Raw genomic sequence first — 19000 nt, forward strand, 5'->3', positions numbered from 1 at the left:
CTCAATGCCAGGCGCGGTGGTAGGGGCCCAGCGTGGTCTGCTGGCCCTCGGCGTGTGCGGCCAGCGCCTGCTGCCAGGCGGTCTCGGTGGTCCAGCGCTGCGGATCGGCGCGGTAGCGGTCGATCGCCTGGCGCCAGGTGGAGGTCACCGCGCGCACGTAGGCCACGCCGCGCTGGCGGCCCTCGATCTTCAGCGCCACCACCCCGGCCTCGGCCAGCCTCGGCAGCAGCTCCAGGGTGTTGAGGCTGGTCGGTTCCTCGAGCGCGTGGAACACCTCGCCGCCCACGGCGTAGCGGCCCTTGCACACCGTGGGATAGCCGGCCGGCTCGGCTTCGCCGAAGCGGTCGATCAGCATGCCGTTCAAGCGCACGCTGCGGCTGTTGTCCGGATGCTCGTCCCAGCGCACGAAGCTGGCCGGCGAACACACGCCGTGGCGGTTGGGCGAGACGCCGGTGACGTAGCTCGACAGCTGGCAGCGGCCCTCGACCATGATGCACAGGCTGCCGAAGGCGAACACCTCCAGCGGCACCGGCGAAGCCGCGCACAGGCGCTCCACCTGCTGCAGCGCCAGCACACGCGGCAGCACCGCGCGGACGATGCCGAAGCGCTCGTACGCGTACTTCAGCGCCGGCGCGGTGGTGGCCGAACCCTGCACCGACAGGTGCCGGGCCAGCGCCGGATGCGTGCGGCAGGCGTAGTCGAGCACCGCCATCTCCGCGGCGATGATCGCGTCCACACGCAGCTCGGCGGCATGGTCGACCGCGGCCTGCCAGTACGGCAGGCGCACGCTGTCGGGATAGGTGTTGAGCGCCAGGTACACCTTGCGGCCGCGCGCGTGCGCGTAGGCGATGCCGCGCCGCAGTTCCTGCTCGTCGAAGTTCAGGCCGGGGAACGCGCGCGCGTTGGTCTGGTCGCGGAAGCCCGCGTAGACCGCATCGGCGCCCGCGTCGATCGCGGCCTGCAGTGCAGGCAGGTTGCCCGCGGGACATACCAGTTGCATCAGTGACTCCCTGTGTTGATTGCGGCAGGCAGCGGCCCCGTGGCGGGTTCCGCGACGCGTCCGGTGGCGCCCAGCTGCGACCACAGCGCATCAACGCGCCGCTCCACCTCTGCATCCAGCTGGATCGGACGGCCCCATTCGCGGTCCGATTCGCCCGGCCATTTGCGGGTGGCGTCGAGCCCGAGCTTGGAGCCCAGGCCGGCGACGGGCGAGGCGAAGTCGAGATAGTCGATCGGCGTGTTCTCGACCAGCAGCATGTCGCGCGCCGGGTCCACGCGCGTGGACAGCGCCCACAGCACCTGCCCCCAGTCGCGCACGTCGATGTCCTCGTCGGTGACGATCACGAACTTGGTGTAGGTGAACTGGCGCAGGTACGACCAGACCGCCATCATCACGCGCCGCGCATGGCCGGCGTACTGCTTGCGGATCGACACCACCGCGATGCGGTACGAGCAGGCTTCCGGCGGCAGGTGGAAGTCGATGATCTCCGGAAACACCCGCTGCAGGATCGGCACGAACACGTCGTTGAGCGCCATCGACAGCACCGACGGTTCGTCGAACGGCGCGCGCCCCATGTAGCTGCCGTGGTAGATCGCGTCGTGGCGCATGCGCATGCGTTCCACCGTCAGCACCGGGAACGTGCCCTGCGCGTTGTAGTAGCCGGTGTGGTCGCCGAACGGCCCCTCCAGCGCGGTGTCGCCGGGATGGATGAAGCCCTCGAGCAGGATCTCGGCACCGGCCGGTGCATCCAGCCCGGTGGCCGCGCTGTGCCAGACGCGGGTGCGTTCGCCGCGCAGCAGTCCGGCGAACTCGTATTCGGACATGGTGTCCGGGATCGGCGCGACCGCCGCAAGCATCGTGGCCGGATCGGCGCCGATCGCCACCAGCACCGGGAACGGGCGGTCGGGATGCTGCTGGCGCCAGGCTGCGTAATCGAGTGCGCCGCCGCGGTGCGGTAGCCAGCGCATGATCAGGCGATTGCGTCCGATCGGTTGCTGGCGGTAGATCGCCACGTTCTGGCGCCGCCGCTGCGGTCCGCGGGTGACGACCAGGCCGAAGGTGAGCAGGCGGTCGACGTCGCCCGGCCAGCAGTGCTGGATCGGCAGGCGCGACAGGTCGATCTCGTCGCGCTCGAACACCTGCTCGCAGAACGCGGCCTCGTGCACGCGCCGGGGCGCCGCATGCGCCAGCTGCGCCAGCCCCGGCCACGCGGCCAGCGCCTCGCGCATCGAGCCCGGCCAGTCAGGTTCCTTCAGCCGTGCCAGCAGCTGGCCCAGCTCGCGCAATGACGACAGCGGCCGGTCGCCCAGCGCCAGCTCGATGCGGCGCCGATGGCCGAACAGGTTGCCGAGCAGCGCGTGACTCGAGCCGGTGGGCTGGCGCATCAGCAGCGCCGGACCCTGTTCGCGCTGCGCACGCAGGCACAGGGCCGTGCTTTCGAGCACCGGATCGACCGGCGCATCGATCTGCAGCAGGTCGCCGCGCGCGGACAGGCGATCGAGAAAACCGCGCAGGTCGTGGAAGCTCATGCCCCGCCGTCGCCACCGGACGCGCGCACGGCGCGGACAGGCGCCGCCGCATCCGGCACGTTCCAGTCAAGGATGCCGCGCGCCGCGCCCATCCCGACGCAAGGCACGCCCGGCTTGTTCGGCTTCATTCCCCAGTCGCCCCGCATTCTGCAGCGCGGGATGATGCAGGCCGCCGACGGCGCGCTGTCTGACCTGGATCAAGTGCGGCCGCGATCGTACTGCAGCCGGGTCATCGCCGATGTGCCAGGCGCCGGGAACCCGCGCGGCGCAGTCGGCCGCGCGCCTGCCCTGTCCGCTGCATCCGCAGCGGCGAAGACCGGCTACCAGAACAGTGCGTACAGCGCGACCAGGATCGCCACCACGGCGAGTGCGCCGACATTGAACGCGCCGCTGGTGCGGTAGTCCACGTCGCGCGTCTGGATGATGTCCTTCTCCGGTGCGTGCCGGGTCATGAGCGACACCACCACCGCCAGCGCCAGCGCCAGCAGGAACACCAGGCCGACGCGGTCGATGAACGGCAGCGACGGCCACGCCAGCTTGAGCACCACCGACAGCGCAAACGAGCCGATCGCCGCAGCCAGCGCGCCGGCCTCGTTGGCGCGCTTCCAGAACAGGCCCAGCACGAAGATCACCACGATGCCCGGGGTGAAGAAGCCGGTGTATTCCTGGATGTACTGGAAGGCCTGGTCGAAGCTGCCCAGCAGCGGCTTGGCGGTGAGGATGCCGAGCAGCACCGCCACCGCGGCAGCGATGCGGCCCACGCGCACCAGCCGCTGCTGGTCGGCCTGGGGCGCGCGCTTGGCGTAGAAATCCAGGGTGAAGATCGTCGCCACCGAATTGATCTTCGAGGCCAGCGAGGCAACGATCGCCGCCACCAGCGCCGCGAAGACCAGGCCGAGGATGCCGGTCGGCAACAGCCGCATCATCGTCGGGTAGGCCTCGTCGGGGCGCGAGATATCCGACGCCAGCGTGACCGCGGCGATGCCCGGCAGCACCACGATCACCGGCATCAGCAGCTTGAGGAAGGCAGCGAACAGCACGCCCTTCTGCGCCTCATGGATGTCCTTGGCGGCCAGTGCGCGCTGGATGATGTACTGGTTGAAGCCCCAGTAGCTGATGTTCATGATCCACATGCCGCCGATCAGCACGCTGATGCCGGGCAGGTCCTTGTAGAACGGGTTGTCCTTGTCGAGGATCATCTCGAAGTGGCCGGGATGTTCGGCCCACAGGCGGTTGAAGCCGGCCACGATGCCATTGCCTTCGCCCAGCTGGTCCAGCGTGAGCCCGGCCACCAGCAGGCCACCCAGCACCAGCAGGGTGACCTGCACGATGTCGGTCAGCGCGACGGCCTTGAGCCCGCCGTAGAGCTGGTAGGCCAGCGCGAACACGCCGATCAGCACCACCGCCAGCATCTGGTCCATGCCGGTGACCTGGCTGACCGCGATCGCGCCCAGCCACAGGATCGAGGTGATGTTGACGAACACGTACAGGCCCAGCCAGAACACCGCCATCACCGTGCGGATGCGGGTGCCGTAACGCTGCTCGAGGAACTGCGGCATGGTGTAGATGCCGTTGCGCAGGAACACCGGCAGGAACCACTTGCCGACGATCAGCAGCGTCGCCGCCGCCATCCACTCGTACGACGCGATGGCCAGGCCGATCGCGTAGCCCGAGCCGGACATGCCGATGATCTGCTCGGCCGAGATGTTGGCCGCGATCAGCGAGGCACCGATCGCCCACCAGGGCAGCGACTTGCTGGCGAGGAAGTAGTCCTGTGCGTTCTTGCTGTGCCCCGCCTTCTCGCGTGACACCCACTGCGCCAGCACGAACACGCCGGCCAGGTAGGCCAGCACGATGCCGATATCGAGGCTCGACAACTGCATTGCACGCTCCAGGTGTGGCAGCGACACCAGGTGTCGGGCCACGTCGTCATCGTCAGCGACGCATCACTCCCGCGAGCGCGGGAATCACGTACTTGCTTCTGCCATCGAAGCCGGTCGCCGCCTGCCGTGGCGGCGACCGGATGCAGGCCTCAGCCTTCCATCTGCTCCAGCTCGCGACCCTTGGTCTCGTACACGAACTTGAACACGAAGAACACCGAGAGCACCGCCATCACCGTGTAGATGCCGTAGGCCGCGGCCAGGCCAATGCCGGCCAGCATCATCGGGAAGGTCCAGGTGATCAGGAAGTTCGCGGTCCACTGCGCCAGACCCGCCACCGCCAGGCCCGAGCCGCGGATCTGGTTGGGGAACATCTCGCCCAGCATCACCCACATCACCGGACCCCAGGACATGTTGAAGAACACCACGTAGGCATTGGCCGCGATCAGCGCCAGCAGGCCCATCGAATCGGTGAGCTGCAGCTTGCCCGCCGCATCGACCCCGCCTGTGGCGAAGGCGAAGGTCACCAGGCCCAGGGTGATGGCCATGCCGACCGAGCCGATCCACAGCAGCGGCTTGCGGCCCACCTTGTCGATCAGCAGCACGGTCACGATGCAGGCACCGATGCTGAGCGCGCCCGACAGCACGTTGATCAGCAGCGCGTCGCTTTCGGAGAAGCCCACCGCCTGCCACAGCACCGCGCCGTAGTAGAACACCACGTTGATGCCGACCAGTTGCTGGAACGTCGCCAGGCCCACGCCGATCCAGACGATCGGCCGGATCTTGCCCGTCGTCTTGCTGATCAGGTCCGACAGCCGCGGGCGATGGTGATCGGTGGCCAGCGAGCCTTCGATCTCACCCAGCTTGCGCTCGCCCTGGACCGCGCCGTAGAGCCGCGCCAGCACCTTGCTCGCGCGCTCGCGCAGGCCGCGTGCGACCAGGTAGCGCGGGCTTTCCGGGATGAAGAACAGCATGAACAGGAACAGGAACGCCGGCAACAGCTCGGCCCAGAACATCCAGCGCCAGGCCTCGTAGCCCAGCCACAGTTCGGCCATCGACGAGGTCGCCATGCGCGCGAGCAGGTAGTTGCTGAGGAACGAGGCGAACAGGCCGGAAATGATCGCGATCTGCTGCACCGTCGCCAACCGCCCGCGATAGCGCGCCGGCGCGACTTCGGCGATGTAGGCCGGCGACATCACGCTGGCCGCGCCCACCGCGAAACCGCCGATCACGCGGTAGACCACGAACTCCGCCGAGGAGGTGGCGATGCCCGAGCCCCAGGCCGAGACGATGAAGAACACCGCCGACCACAGCAGCATCGTGCGCCGGCCGTAGCGGTCGGCCAGTGTGCCGGCGAACCAGGCGCCGATCGCGCAGCCCAGCAGCATCGAGGCCACGTTGAAACCGGTGACCGCTGCATCGGAATCGAAGGCGGCGGTGATGCCGTCGACCGTGCCGTTGATCACGCCGCTGTCGTAGCCGAACAGGAAGCCGCCGATGGTGGCGACCAGACTGATCAGGATGATGAAACGTGTGTTCTCACCTGATGCGTTGGGACTGCTCATGTACTCCCTCCCCGGGATATGCATTTGTCTCTTTGCCTGACCACTGCCGGCTTGAATCCACCGGCATTCCCGCGAAGACGGGCACGCCATGCAACCGATCCCGTCATAGACGCCATCCGCCCGACCTCACGGATGGCGCCGGATCCACCGCTTGCGCAGAGACCACGGCAGGACTGGATGACTGCGCTGTCATCCAGCGCGGTAGGGTATCCCGAGACACCGCCCGGAGCGTTCCTGCACTGCAGCATTTCGTAGAGAATCCGTTGCGGTGGAAACCGACTGGTGAAGCTTCGATTGGATCATGCGCGCACCAGCCCGCCGCGACCTGCCCGCAATAGCGCCGACTCGCCTGCGGCAAGCGTCAGCGTCAGTTCGCGGCCGCGATAGTCCACGCGGTACTCGCCGCCGCGGTCGCTGTGCAGGGTGGCGCTGTGCAGCGCGCCGTCACGCCAGGCCAGGTCCAGGCGCGCGGCATTGCGCACGCGCAGCCCGCGCAGCTCGCCCGCAGGCCACTCCTCCGGCAGTGCCGGCAGCAGGAAGATCCTGCCACCCCAGCTCTGCACCAGCATCTCGGTGATGCCGGCGGTGCCGCCGAAGTTGCCATCGATCTGGAACGGCGGATGCGCGTCGAACAGGTTGGGATAGGTGCGCGACGGACTCAGCAGCATGCGCAGGATCTTCATCGCGCGTGCGCCATCGCGCAGCCGCGCCCAGAGGTTGAGCCGCCAGCCGATGCCCCAGCCCGTGGCCTCATCGCCGCGGATCTCGAGCGAACGGCGCGCGGCGGCCGCGAGCTGCGGCGTATCGCGCGGATTGACCTGGCTGGAGGGATGCAGCGCGTACAGGTGCGAGACGTGGCGGTGGTCGATCTCGGGCGCGTCCATGTCCCAGTCCTGCTGCCATTCCTGCAGCTGCCCCGCCTTGCCGATGCGATGCGGCGGCAGGCGGTCGCGCAGCCCGGCCAGCTGCGCCGCGAAATCCGCGTCCGCGTCGAGCAGTTGCGCCGCCTCGATGCACTGGCCGAACAGGTCGCGCAGGATCTGCGCGTCCATCGACGGGCCGGCGCACAGCGCGGCACCGTGCGGATGCACGTTTTCCGGCGAAATCGAGGGGGCGGTGACCATCGTGCCGGTGTTTGGATCCTCGACCAGGGTGGCGGCGAAGAACTCGGCCGCGCCCTTGAACAACGGATACACGCGGCGCAGGTAGGCGAGGTCACGGCCGTAATCCCAGCGGTCCCACAGCTGCTGCAGAAGCCAGGCGCCACCCAGCGGCCACAGGCCCCACTGCGCGCCGTCGATCGGTGCGGTGGCGCGCCACAGGTCGGTGTTGTGATGGGCGACCCAGCCGGGCGCGTCGTACATCGCGCGCGCGGTGCGGGCGCCGGATTCGGCCAGCTCGAAGACCATGCGCTCCAGCGGTTCGACGCACTCGGCCAGCGCGTTGGCCTCGCTGGGCCAGTAGTTCATCTGGGTGTTGATGTTGATCGTGTACTTGCTTTCCCACGGCGGCTGCATCAGGTCGTTCCAGATGCCCTGCAGGTTGGCCGGCTGCGATCCCGCGCGCGAGCTGGCGATCAGCAGATAGCGGCCGAACTGGTGGTACAGCGCAGCCAGCTGCGGGTCGTGCCCGTCTGCGAAACGGGCGACGCGCTCGTCGGTGGGCAGCGCGGAAACGTCGGCCGGCGTGCGGCCCAGGTCGATCGACACGCGCCGGAACAATAAGCGGTGCGCAGCGACATGGTCATCGAGCAGCGCCTGCCAGCTGCGCGCGGCCGCGCGCGCGAGCTGGTCGCGGGTGATCGCGTCCGGATCGCCGGATACGTCGTCGTGGCGCCGGAAGCTGGTGGCCGCCGTGAGCAGCAGCAGGACCTCGTCGGCATCGCGCACCTCGATGCGATCGCCCTGTCGCCGCAAGGTGCCGCCCAGCGGCAACACGCGCAGGCGCGCGGCGAAGCGCAGGCGGCCTTCGACGCCGAACGCGGCTTCGTTGCGGCCGCGCATGAGCAGGCTGGCGTCGCCATCGGATTCAACCTGCGCCGAGGGCTGGTCGCTGGCCAGCCCGATGCGCAACGAAATGCGCCCGGGCTTGTCGCCCGACAGGCGCACCGCCACGCACTGGTCCACCGGCGAGACGAGTACGTCGCGACGATGCTGCAGGCCGCGCGCCTCGAAGGTCGAGCTTGCCAGCGCGGTATCGAGGTCGAGTTCGCGCCGGTAGCCGTTGGTCTCGGAGATTTCGAAGAAATCGAGCACCAGGTCGCCCAGCGGCTGGTAGGGCATCTGCTTGATGGGCTGCCCCATCATCTTCGCGTTGGCCAGCGCCTCGGCCTCGGCGTAGCGACCGGCGAACAGCAGCCGCCGCACCTCCGGCAGCGCGGCCAGCGCGCCCGGCGGCGTCGGATCGTAGGGCCCGCCGGCGTAGAGCGTGTCCTCGTTGAGCTGGATGCGCTCGTGCTTGCCGCCGCCCCAGACCATGGCGCCGAGCCGTCCATTGCCCAGCGGCATGGCCTCGACCCATTGCGTGGCCGGACGCGGATACCACAGGCGCAGCGCGTCCCGGGCCTCGCCCGCAGGGCCGGTCGCGGACGACGCGGCCCCGCCGACGGTCGACGCGGCCGCACGCGTGCCGGCATTGGCGCCAGCAGGCGCAGCCTGCGCCAGGCCGACAGCGCCTGCACCGCCTGCCACCGCGGCGAGCGCGGCGACCTTCAGCGCCTCCCGGCGACGTGGATCGAAGCTCATGCGCGTGCGCCGCGATCCGTCATTTCGCCGGACGCCCGACCACCTGCGCCGCGCCGTCGTAGCGCACGGTCACGTCGGCGGCAGGCTCCAGCGCGCCGTTGTCGCCGCGCGGACCGTCGACGAAGCGCACGCGGACCTCGCGCGTGACCTGCATGCCGGGATACTCGCCCTCGCGCGCGCCGATCGACAGCTCGCCCTTCTTCTCATCCCACGCCAGCGGAATGCGCGCCGACTCGCCGCGCTCGTAGCCATAGCTGCGGCCGTTGTCCTCGTACAGCGAGAAGCTGCCGTCGGCGCCGGTGTAGACCTCGATCGTCAGCGGCGCATCGGGCTTTTCGTCGACGTACTGCTGCACCACCGTGCGCGGCACGATCGACCCGGCGCGCACGAACAGCGGCATGCGCTGCAGTGGCGCGTCGGCGGTGATCGTCTGCCCGCCATCGAAGCGCTTGCCGGTCTCGAAGTCGATCCACTGCGTACCCGCCGGCAGGTAGACCTCGCGGCTGGTGGCCTTGAACTCCGTCACCGGCGCGACCAGGAAGGCCGGTCCGAACAGGTACTGGTCGGCGATGTCGCGCGCTTTCGCATCGCCCGGGAAGTCCATCGCCAGCCCGCGCAGGATGCTGCCGTCCTGGTGCCAGGTGTCGCCGGCGAGCGTGTAGATGTAGGGCAGCAGGGTGTAGCGCAGCTTGAGGTAGTGCACGAAGCTGTCGTAATGCGGCGTGCCCTCGGGCGCGATCTCCCAGATCTCGCGGTAGGGGAACTGGCCGTGCACGCGGAAGATCGGCACGAATGCCCCATGCTGGAACCAGCGCAGGCTCAGCTCGCGCCATTCGGGCAGGTGCGCCGGGTCCTTCTGCTCGTAGCGCCGCTCGGGCGAGAAGCCGCCGATGTCGAAGCTGACGTTTGGCGCGCCCGCCATCGAGGCGTTGACCAGGCCCGAGATCTGCTCGCGATAATCCTCCCAGCGCGGCACGATGTCGCCGCTCCAGAACGCCGCGCCGGCGCGCTGCTGACCCGCGAAGAACGCGCGCGACAGGATGAACACGCGCTTGTCCGGCTCGACCTCGCGCGATCCGCGATACACGCCTTCCGAATGCGGCAGCGGGTAGGCGTTGAAGTACTCGGTCGACGAACCCAGTGCGTTCGGCATCGTGCGCGCCTTGCGCTCGCCGGTGTCGATGTTGCTGTGCAGGTCCGGCTCGGACGCATCCAGCCACCAGGCGTCGAAGCCCTTGCTGTTGAGCTTGGTGTTGACCTGGCGCCAGAAGATGTCCTGCGCCTCACGCGTGAACGGATCGTAGAACGAGTTGAGGTAGCCCTTGCCGATCCAGTCCAGCTCGCCGACCTCGACATTGCGCTTGTACATGTAGCCGGCCGCGTCGAGCTCCTTGTAGTGCTCGGTGGTCGGATAGAACTTCGGCCACACCGAGATCATCACCTGCGCGTTCTGCGCGTGCACGTGATCGACCATGCCGTCCGGGTCCGGGAAGTTCTTCGGATCGAAATCGTGCGAACCCCATGCGTTCTCGGGCCAGTACGACCAGTCGAGCACGATCGCGTCGATCGGCAGCTTGCGGCGGCGGTACTCGTCCAGCGCGTCGGTGAGCTCGGCTTGCGTCTTGTAGCGTTCGCGACTCTGCCAGAAGCCGTACGACCACTTCGGCAGCAGCACCGCCTTGCCGGTGAGTTCGCGGTAGCCGGCGATCACGCCGTCGGCGTCGTCCGCGGCGACCACGTAGTAGTCGATCACCTGCGCGGCCTCGGACCAGATTGACAGGTCCTGCGCCTCCGCCGCCGGCAGCGGGTCGCGCCCCTGCAGCGCGATGTAGGCCGGCTCGATGCGATCCCACTCGATGCGCAGGTCGTGCTTCTGGCCGGCCTTGAGGTCGAGCGCGAACTCGTGGTGCCAGGGGTTCCAGTTCTGGCGCCAGCGGTCGATCACCAGCTTGCCGTCGACGTAAAGCTTGGCGTACTCGCTGTTGTAGAGCGAGAAGCTGTGGCGGCCGTCGCTCCTGGCCTCGATCTGCCCTTCCCAGAGCACGTCGCTGCGGCCGCCCGGCGCGAGGTTCTTGCCCTCGTCGGGGAAGTCCTCCAGCCCGGAGATGAACTGATAGTCGATCTTGCCCTCGCGTCGCGTGAGCTTGACCTCGCCGTCGATCGAGTAGGTCGCGGTCAGCGCGCCCTCATTGCCGTCCTTGTCGTACAGCGTGACCGCCTCCCCGATCTGCCGCAGGCCACGCGGATCGCCATAGCGCGTGATCGAGTTGTTGTCCCAGAGGATGCCGTAGTTGCGACTGGACGAGAGGTACGGGATCGCATTGTCGATGTTGTGCTGGAACAGCTCGACGTCGCGGCCCTTGAGGTTCATCCAGCCCTGCTGGTGCAGGCCGGTGCCGTACAGGCCCTCGTCGTCGTTCGACTCGAAGCGCTGGCGGATGCTGTAGTAGGGCGTGCCGTCGAACTCGGTGGCCTCGAAGCTGCGGCCGCCCGCCACTTCCGACACCAGCGGCTTGCCGGCGGCATCGAAGAAGGCCACGCGGCCGTCGGCCAACGAGACTTCGGCCGAGATGCCGGCGGCAACGACGCGCAGTTTGCCGTCCGCTTCGCTGGCTTCGAAGGTCGGCGCCGCGCCTTCGCGCTCCACGCGCATCAGGCTCCTGGAGCGCTCGAAATCGCCGTCCGGGTCGGCGGTGACGCGGATGATGCGGTCGGACACCACCTGCAGGCGCACGTCGGCGGCGCCGTCGGCGAGCGGGCGCACGACGAGGCCATCGTCGACGCGCTCCCAGCTGGTGGCGGCCTGCGCGCCGCAGCCGGCCAGGGCCATGGCCACGGGCAGGGCAAGCAGGCGCGGGAAACGGGAAAGTCGGGTCATGGCGTCAGTCCTCCTGGGGGTCGACGTCGGAAGTGGTGCGGTAGGTCGCAAGGGTCACGCGCAGCAGTTGCACTGCGTCGGAAAAGTTCAGGCCGTAGTCGGTCTGGTCGCCGTTCCAGTTGCGCTGGAACTGCCAGGCGCCATCGACGTAGCGGCCCTCCTCGACGCGGTCGTAGATCAGCGCTTCGCCCTGGGCCGAAGGATGGATGGTCACCCGTGCATGCATGCCGGTGACCAGGAACTCGTCCGGACCGAGTTCGGCGATCAGCGCGCCGCCGATCGGTTCGGGGTTACCCGGCACGTCGCCTACGAACCAGAAGTGCGGCATGCCGTAGCCGATCGTTGCGTTCCAGCGGTCGTTGAGGCGGATGGTCTGCTCCGGCACGCCGGCCTGCTCGGCGACCCCGTGCAGGCGGCCTTCGGACGATGCCTTCGCGAACTCGCGCATGCCCTGGTTGACCAGGGCGAAACCGAGCGCGAACGGCTTGATGGTGTCCGGCGTGGTGCGCTTCACGCCCAGCGGAAAGTTGCCATAGGGCGTGTAGTCCATGCCGAACGGTACCCAGCCGATTCCGTCATGGCCAAGCGCGGGGAACAGATAGCGTGCATACGCCGCGGAGTTGCCGGTCTCGGCCACGAACAGCGCGTTGTCGGGCCGCGCATAGCGCTCGAGCACGGTGGTGTAGTTGACGTACTCGGGCATGTAGATGTCGGGCGCGAGCAGGTCGATGTCCGGCGCGGCGGCCTTGTAGACGTCGAGCATGTTGTCGGTCGGACCGCCGCTGGCGTACTGGCCCGGCTGACCCGGATTGAACGGACCGCGCAGCGCGGCATTGACGTACATCGGCAGCGGGTACTCGGCCTTGCCCGCCTTCGCGACCTCGTTGATGTAGTGCGCGATATGCCAGGCGTGGAAGGTCTCGTCGGCGTCGCCACCGAACACTTCGCGCCAGGTGCCGGGGGACTTGCCGAGATGCCTGAGCAGCGGTTCCGGGACCGCGCCGTCGAACGCCTGCTGGGCCAGCGGCGAGAAGTCGCGCACGCCGCCGTAGGTGCCCGGCTCGTTCTGCGGCTGCACGAGGATCACCGTGCGCTGCGGATCGGCCTGCCTCAGGTGGCGCATCAGCGCGGCAAAAGCCTTTCGGTCGGCGTCGAGCGTCGCCTGCGCATGCGGCGAGAGCGAGTTGAGCACCACGCCATCCTCGCGCACCACGCGCGGGAAGCGCGCGTTGTCGAGCTTGACCCAGCGTGGCGCGTAGTTGGGCCCGTTGTTCTTCCAGGTCGCGAACCACAGCAGGACCAGCCGCTTGTCGTGCTCGCGCGCCTGCTGCAGCAGGTGGTCGACGAAGGAAAAGTCGAACTTCCCTTCCTCGGGTTCGACCTGCTCCCAGGCGACCGAGATCGACAGCGTGTTGGCACCGAGGTCCTCCAGCGCGGGCCACACCTGTTTGAGCGGGTCGGGATAGTTGCTGGAGTTGTGCGCCTGGCCGCCAAGGATCAGGAACGGTGCGCCGTCGACGATCAGGGCGTGCTTGCCGTCGCGGCTTTCAAAGCGCGGGATCGGGCGCTCGCCGGCCTCCAAGGCCGGATTCGGGGTCACGGTATCGGTCGCGACGGCAGCGCCCTTGTTTTCAGCAGTCGGCTGGCAGGCCGCAAGCGCAAGCAGGCTTGCCAGCCCGGTCATCCGCAACGCTTGGAGCCCTCCCCCGCGTGCGGGGGAGGGTTGGGTGGGGGCACGCTCCGACGCGACGGGCCCGCCCCCATCCCGGCCTTCCCCCGCACGCGGGGGAAGGAGCCAAACTGCCAAGCCTTGCGTCATGCGTCGCAGCGCAGTCACCATTCGTCACTCCTGAAGGGCGATGCCGGCAGCCCGCTGGCGCCGACCAGATTTGCGTCGACCGGCGCGTCCTGCCACGCATAACGCACCGCGACCGGCGCCTGCACCGCCTCGCTCCGCACCACGACGTGCTCGCCGTCAATGGTCGCGCTGGCCGGATGGAACATGCGATCCGCGCCGGCCAGCCGGAAGCCCTGCAGCACGCCACCGCCGCGCACGGTCAGCCCGCTGCGGCCAGCCTCGCCGTTGCCGTTGCCCTCGAACACCAGCGTCGCCGCGCCACCATCGAAGGTCGCACCGGTGAACACCGGCCCCGAATGCACCACCGCCTCACCGTAGGCCACATGCCGCGCCGCCAGCGCGAGCCGCTTGCCGGCGTCCTGCTTGTTCTTGGGATGGATGTCGGCGAGATCGCCGATGTCGATCGCCACCGCCTGCGCCGTTGCCGGCAGCGACAGCGTTGCGGTCTGCGATTCACGCAGCACCGCCCATGGACTCGTATCACCCTGGTCCCCGCCCGAATGCCAGCTGGCCAGCTGCACCCACAGGAACGGCAGTTCCGGGGCATTCCACTGCTTGCGCCACTGGCGGATCATCGCCGGGAACTGCACCCGGTACGCCATCGCCTGCTCGACGCTGCCGGCGTTGGACTCGCCCTGGTACCAGATCACGCCGCGTACCGGAAACGGCTGCAGCGGACGGATCATCGCGTTGTACAGCAGCGTCGGCTGCTGGTTCTTGTTGTCGTCGAGCGCAAGCGCGGTGACCTCGGCGGGGCGGAACTTCCACGTGCCTGCCAGCGCAAGGCGTGCGCCGCCCTCCGGCTGCACGAACAGTTCCTGCGCCGGCCCATGGATGCCGCCACCGCCGCCGTTGTCGGTGACGCGCACCGCGATCTCGTTCACGCCGGCGCGTAGCGCCGCCGCCGGTACCGCGTACACACGCGGCAGGTCGTACTGCAACTGCGTCTGCCCGACCTCGACGCCGTTGACCCATGTGGTGTCGCTGTCGTCGATGCGGCCAACGCCGATGGTCAGTCCGCGCCGCGCCTGCTCCGCATCCAGGGTGAACGTGGTGCGGTACCAGGCCACGCCATCCATGCCGTTCCAGCCGGCTGCTTCCCACAGGCCCGGCACGGCCATGTCGTCCCACCCGGAAGTATCCAGGCCCGCGGCATGCCACGCGCTGTCGTCGGCCGGCAGCTGCCACCGCGCCACCTGTGCGCGCGACTGCGCGAGCGCGCGCTCGTCTTCCTCCTTCATCCGGCGCGCCAGCTCCACCAGCCCGTCGCCGTCGATGCCCTGGGTGCCGGCATCCATCCACGCCTCGATGCTGCTGCCGCCCCAGGTGCTGTCGATGATGCCGATCGGCACGCCTTCGGACGCGCGCAGCTCGCGCGCGAAGAAGTGTGCGATCGCCGAGAAGTCGCCAGCCGCTTCAGGCGTCGATGCGATCCAGTCGCCGCCGGCCAGCTGCCACTGCGGCAGGCCCGCCCAGGACTTCGGAACCTTGAAGTGGCGGATCAGCGGATCAGTGGCGCGTGCAATCTCGGTTTCGGCATCCGCGGACTGCGAGATCGGCCACTCCATGTTCGACTGTCCCGAGGCCAGCCACACGTCGCCCACCAGTACGTCGCGCAGCTCGACCGGCGCCTTGCCATCGTCGATGCGCAGGACGAACGGCCCACCCGCCTCGCGCGCCGGAAGCTCTACGCGCCACGCGCCGTTGCCGTCGGCACTGGTGTGGACGCTGGCGCCATCGAAGGCGACTTCGACGCGCGCACCCGGCTCCGCATAACCCCAGACCGGAACCGGTTGCCCGCGCTGCAGCACCATGCCGTCGGAGAACATGCGCGGCAGTTCGACTGCCTGCACGCTGGCGGCCAGCAGTGCCAGCGCGCCCGCGCACAGCAGCCGCGGCAGGCGGTGGCAATTGCAGACCGGAGCAGACGATGTGGACGAATGATTCATTGCGGATCTCCATACCAGATGCCGCGTCCCTCGGTACCGAAGTAGACGCGGCCGTGCAGGCGGGGATCGCCCGTGACGTGACGCATGATGCCGCCAAAGCGCATGGCGTCGTGATCGATGCGACGCCAGCTGCGGCCGCCGTCGTCGGAGCGGAACAGGCCCGGCGCACCCTCGACCTGCCCGTGCACGAACAGCACGGGCGGCTCGCCCTCGCGCGCCGGCGCGCCAAGCCCGACCGAACGCGCATCGTCCACGCCCGGCAGGCGCACGAGCTTGCCCGGCGACCAGTGCAGCAGGCCGCGCCACGACGCCGCCACCCAGGCCTCGCCGCTGCGCGCCGGATGCGGCCGGATCTCGGCCCGGAACCAGTCGCCGACCTCGCCCACTTTCGCCCGCACCGCCTCGAACGACACGCCCCCGTCGCCGCTGACGTAGAGCGTTCCGCTGGTCGCGTCGAACCCGTAGTAGATGGCCGATTCCACGCGGTCCGCCTCCACCACCGCGCCGCGCGGCAGGCCACGCACCTTCTGCCAGCGGGCGCCGGCGTTGTCGCTCAACCAGTGATGCTCGGCGCCGCGCGGATGCCAGATCACGCGCGCGCCATCGGCCGACAGGGCAATGTGTCCCGCGCCTTCGCCCTCGGGCGGCTCGCTGGCGAACGCGGTCCAGCTGCGGCCGCCATCGCCAGACCACGCGCCACGCACCGCACCCTCGGGTCGGTTGTGGAAGTGGCCGCTGCGCACCATGCGCTGTGGCGCCTGTCCCGCGAACGCAAGGCTCTCGGTGTTGGAGAAGCGCACCCCGGCAAAGCGCTGCTGCGACACGTCCAGATCGTCGTGCACGAAACCGTCGACATCACCCAGCCCGCTGACCAGGTGCGCGCCCTGCGGCGGACTCGCCAGCGCCAGCGGCACCGTTTCCTCGAATCCGGCCTGCGGGAATTCCCACAGCAGCACGTCGCCGGCATCGAACGCGCGCGCGTTGCGCGAGGACCAGGCGCCGTAGCCGGTGACGAACCAGATCCGGTCCGGATCGTGCGGATCGATCTCCACGTCGGCCATCCAGTGCGGCGTCGCATCCGTTGTCCACGGCGCGCTGGCGTGATCGAAACGCGAGCGCTCGAACGTCGCGACCCAACTGCGGCCACCGTCGGTGCTGCGGAACAGCTCGTCATGCGGCCGATAGCGGCGGAACGTCGTGGCCACGATCACGTCCGGATCGCGCGCGTCCACCGCCACCGCGCCCCAGCCGAACCCGCTGGCCACGCCCGGCGTGCGCGGCAGCGGCGTGATGTCGGCCCAGCTGCCGTCGGCCGGATCGAAGCGATACACCGCGCCATCGGCCATGTGGTTGGGCCCGGGCTCGTCGCCATAGCTCAGCAGCCAGCGCCCGCGCGCGTCGCGCACCATGTGGCTGGGCCGCAGGCCAACGGGCTGGCCCGGCACGGCCTGCCAGCTGCGGCCAGCGTCATCGGAGCGATAGAGCGCGGTTTCCCGCGTCGAAACACCCGCATAGATCGTGCGCGACGGCGTCCCCTGCGTTGCACTGGCCGGGTCGAACACCACGAACGCGATGCCGATCGGCACCTCGTCGCGCCAGCCCTTCGCCCAGGCGGACCTGGATTTCGCGATGGCCGGGAACCCGGGCATTTCCGCCCAGCGCGCGCCACCGTCATCGCTGCGCCACAGCCCATGCGCGCGCGTGCCCAGCAACAGCACGCGGCCGTCGTTCGGATCCACCGCCAGCCGCTCGCCGTTGCCGCGGCCCTGCTCGTTGCCGCCCAGCTTGAATGGCAGCGCGGCGCGTTGGAACGTTGCGCCACGATCGTGCGAACGCAGGATCTCACCGTCGGCGCCGCGCTCGTGCAGGTAGGTGCCAACGGCGAGGTAGAGCCGGTCCGGATCGGAAGGATCCAGCGCCAGACTTTCGATACCCAAACGCCCGCGGTCGTCCTCGCCCATCCAGTCGAGCAGTGGCATCCAGCGCCGCCTCGCAGATTCCCAGCGATACGCACCGCCAATGTCGGTGCGCGCATACAACAGGCCCGCCTCGGCCGGATGGAACACCAGTCCGCTGACGAATCCGCCGCCGCCAATCGCGACGTTGCGCCAGCGATAGCCGTCCGCCTGCGCCTGCAGCACCCCGGAGAGTGTGCACAGGCAGATCAGCGCCAGCGTCGCCCAAGCCAGGGCGCCGCTCTCTCGCCTTGAACGTCCCGCCCCGAAGCCCATTGCGTCCAGCACCCCACCCTCGCCGGTCCAACTGCGGAGGATAGGCGGGCGAGCAATTCCATACCAATGAAGAAATCGGCCGGGCCTATAGCATGCGGGAATGCTGCGGCGCGGCGTAAAACAGGACGGCGATGCTCGAACGGCTCGCCCGCTCGGCGGCTACTAAGGACAGGGACACAGGGAATAGGGACACTGCTGTCGCACTTGGGGTGTTAATTCACCGCTGGAAACACGCGGTCGCCTGCAGGGCAAACCCATGATCGACACCCGGCCCGAAGCCGTTGAGCTGCGCAAGGAGCCCGGCCACTGGGAAGGCGACACCGTCATGGGCGCCGCAGGCGAACGCGACTGTCTCCTGACCCTTGTCGACCGTAGCTCAGGGATGAGCTTGGTCAAGAAGCTGCGCCACCGCACCGTTACCGCCGTCAACCGCGCCGTCCTGGAGCTTATCCGCGACAGCGGCCTGCCCTTCAAGACCATCACCTGGGACAACGGCACCGAGTTCCATGGCTACAAGGTGCTCGAAGAAACGACCGGTGTACGCTGCTACTTCGCCTATCCGCACCGGCCTTGGGAACGCGGCAGCAACGAGAACTTCAACGGCCTGTTGCGCCAATACTTCCCCAAACGAAAGAGCCTCGCACGCGTACGGCAACGCGACTGCGACCGTGTCGTCCACAAACTCAACACAAGACCGAGGAAGCGGTATGGCTACCAGACACCCATCGAAAGGCTCAGCGCGATCTCAGGGGTGGTGCACTTGGGGTGTTAATTCACCGCCCATTGCCGATAAGTTGGCAGTTGCTGCGCGTGAACTTGTTGAACGCAATCAGTTCCTGTGTGGCCTCGGAGTTGAAAACCTCATCTGTCCGATAGACATCTTTCAGAGCATTCTCCTCTGCAGCCGCGTAGATTCGACCGAGGATGAAATCCGCGCTGGGACCCTCCAGTAGCAGGAGGGCACCCACTGGCGCATGCGATGATAGATCTTCGCGTTTGATCTTTCCTGCCTCTAGCGCAGAGATGAACTCTCGCCCTTGCGCGTAACCAAAGTTGAACAGACGCTCTTGCTCGGCAGGTTGCCACATCTTCGATGCAAGGGTTGAGCACTCAAAAGAGCTCCAACTGGCTCTAGCCATTTGGGCGTAGCTGACAGAATCGCTAGCGAAGCATTGGAGCGAAATGAATCCCAAGGCAAACAAAGAGGCTATCCGAATCATCGCTGTCCCCCGATGGGCGCTAACGCCTTATGTCTTGAGTTTCCCCTACCGTAGGCGCCGAGAGCCCGACGTGCGCGCCCGATAACGCCTCGGTGTCAGACCACCGTAATTCAGCAGGGGCCGCACGCCGGATCTCGCGCCCTGCG

The 19000-nt window shown here is 68.4% G+C and carries 11 protein-coding genes and 1 pseudogene; 1 reads left to right on the forward strand and 11 read right to left on the reverse strand.

Annotated features, from left to right (window positions below):
- Window position 1 precedes the first annotated feature (1 nt).
- The 10 genes from ubiU to ACW5DW_RS16310 form a co-directional block, all read right to left on the reverse strand.
- Window positions 2-1000 carry a ubiquinone anaerobic biosynthesis protein UbiU gene (gene ubiU, locus ACW5DW_RS16265; protein ID WP_457020324.1) on the reverse strand — a complete coding sequence of 333 codons (999 nt, stop codon included), beginning with the start codon at window positions 998-1000 and terminating at the stop codon, window positions 2-4.
- Window positions 1000-2529, reverse strand: a complete 1530-nt coding sequence (locus ACW5DW_RS16270) for a UbiD family decarboxylase (RefSeq protein WP_457020325.1) — start codon at window positions 2527-2529, stop codon at window positions 1000-1002. Before ACW5DW_RS16270 ends, ubiU begins: the two co-directional genes overlap by 1 nt.
- Window positions 2526-2657, reverse strand: coding sequence for a hypothetical protein (locus tag ACW5DW_RS16275; protein WP_457020327.1), 132 nt, complete (start codon window positions 2655-2657; stop codon window positions 2526-2528). Before ACW5DW_RS16275 ends, ACW5DW_RS16270 begins: the two co-directional genes overlap by 4 nt.
- A gap of 192 nt (window positions 2658-2849) precedes the next feature.
- Entirely contained in the window at window positions 2850-4412 is a 1563-nt protein-coding gene (locus ACW5DW_RS16280; protein ID WP_457020340.1) for a sodium/sugar symporter, read from the reverse strand.
- A 149-nt stretch (window positions 4413-4561) separates the two neighbouring features.
- Window positions 4562-5974, reverse strand: a complete 1413-nt coding sequence (locus tag ACW5DW_RS16285) for a sugar porter family MFS transporter (RefSeq protein WP_457020329.1) — start codon at window positions 5972-5974, stop codon at window positions 4562-4564.
- Window positions 5975-6273: 299 nt separating this feature from the next.
- Window positions 6274-8718 carry a glycoside hydrolase family 95 protein gene (locus tag ACW5DW_RS16290; protein ID WP_457020331.1) on the reverse strand — a complete coding sequence of 815 codons (2445 nt, stop codon included), beginning with the start codon at window positions 8716-8718 and terminating at the stop codon, window positions 6274-6276.
- Between the two features lie 19 nt (window positions 8719-8737).
- Window positions 8738-11596: a TIM-barrel domain-containing protein gene (locus ACW5DW_RS16295; RefSeq protein WP_457020332.1), complete on the reverse strand. Its 2859-nt coding sequence runs from the start codon at window positions 11594-11596 to the stop codon at window positions 8738-8740.
- A gap of 4 nt (window positions 11597-11600) precedes the next feature.
- Window positions 11601-13280, reverse strand: coding sequence for a DUF5597 domain-containing protein (locus tag ACW5DW_RS16300; RefSeq protein ID WP_457020333.1), 1680 nt, complete (start codon window positions 13278-13280; stop codon window positions 11601-11603).
- A 149-nt stretch (window positions 13281-13429) separates the two neighbouring features.
- A complete protein-coding gene (locus tag ACW5DW_RS16305) occupies window positions 13430-15283 on the reverse strand; it encodes a sialate O-acetylesterase (RefSeq protein ID WP_457020342.1) in 1854 nt (617 codons plus the stop codon).
- A 116-nt stretch (window positions 15284-15399) separates the two neighbouring features.
- Window positions 15400-17634, reverse strand: coding sequence for a cellulase (locus ACW5DW_RS16310; RefSeq protein ID WP_457020343.1), 2235 nt, complete (start codon window positions 17632-17634; stop codon window positions 15400-15402).
- A 226-nt stretch (window positions 17635-17860) separates the two neighbouring features.
- Here ACW5DW_RS16310 and ACW5DW_RS16315 point away from each other — a divergent pair.
- A pseudogene (locus tag ACW5DW_RS16315) lies at window positions 17861-18406 on the forward strand (IS30 family transposase); the annotation flags it as partial.
- Between the two features lies 1 nt (window position 18407).
- Here the strand turns inward: ACW5DW_RS16315 and ACW5DW_RS16320 are convergent.
- Window positions 18408-18722, reverse strand: coding sequence for a hypothetical protein (locus tag ACW5DW_RS16320; RefSeq protein WP_457020334.1), 315 nt, complete (start codon window positions 18720-18722; stop codon window positions 18408-18410).
- Window positions 18723-19000 lie beyond the last annotated feature (278 nt).

Source organism: Luteimonas sp. A482 (genome assembly GCF_054072655.1).

Excerpts from the sequence above, each read along its gene's own strand:
- ACW5DW_RS16290 (WP_457020331.1), bottom strand. The coding sequence starts at position 8,718 with ATGAGCTTCGATCCACGTCGCCGGGAGGCGCTGAAGGTCGCCGCGCTC.
- ubiU (WP_457020324.1), bottom strand. The coding sequence starts at position 1,000 with ATGCAACTGGTATGTCCCGCGGGCAACCTGCCTGCACTGCAGGCCGCG.
- ACW5DW_RS16270 (WP_457020325.1), bottom strand. The coding sequence starts at position 2,529 with ATGAGCTTCCACGACCTGCGCGGTTTTCTCGATCGCCTGTCCGCGCGC.
- ACW5DW_RS16275 (WP_457020327.1), bottom strand. The coding sequence starts at position 2,657 with ATGAAGCCGAACAAGCCGGGCGTGCCTTGCGTCGGGATGGGCGCGGCG.
- ACW5DW_RS16310 (WP_457020343.1), bottom strand. The coding sequence starts at position 17,634 with ATGGGCTTCGGGGCGGGACGTTCAAGGCGAGAGAGCGGCGCCCTGGCT.
- ACW5DW_RS16300 (WP_457020333.1), bottom strand. The coding sequence starts at position 13,280 with ATGACCGGGCTGGCAAGCCTGCTTGCGCTTGCGGCCTGCCAGCCGACT.
- ACW5DW_RS16280 (WP_457020340.1), bottom strand. The coding sequence starts at position 4,412 with ATGCAGTTGTCGAGCCTCGATATCGGCATCGTGCTGGCCTACCTGGCC.
- ACW5DW_RS16295 (WP_457020332.1), bottom strand. The coding sequence starts at position 11,596 with ATGACCCGACTTTCCCGTTTCCCGCGCCTGCTTGCCCTGCCCGTGGCC.
- ACW5DW_RS16285 (WP_457020329.1), bottom strand. The coding sequence starts at position 5,974 with ATGAGCAGTCCCAACGCATCAGGTGAGAACACACGTTTCATCATCCTG.
- ACW5DW_RS16305 (WP_457020342.1), bottom strand. The coding sequence starts at position 15,283 with ATGTTCTCCGACGGCATGGTGCTGCAGCGCGGGCAACCGGTTCCGGTC.
- ACW5DW_RS16320 (WP_457020334.1), bottom strand. The coding sequence starts at position 18,722 with ATGTGGCAACCTGCCGAGCAAGAGCGTCTGTTCAACTTTGGTTACGCG.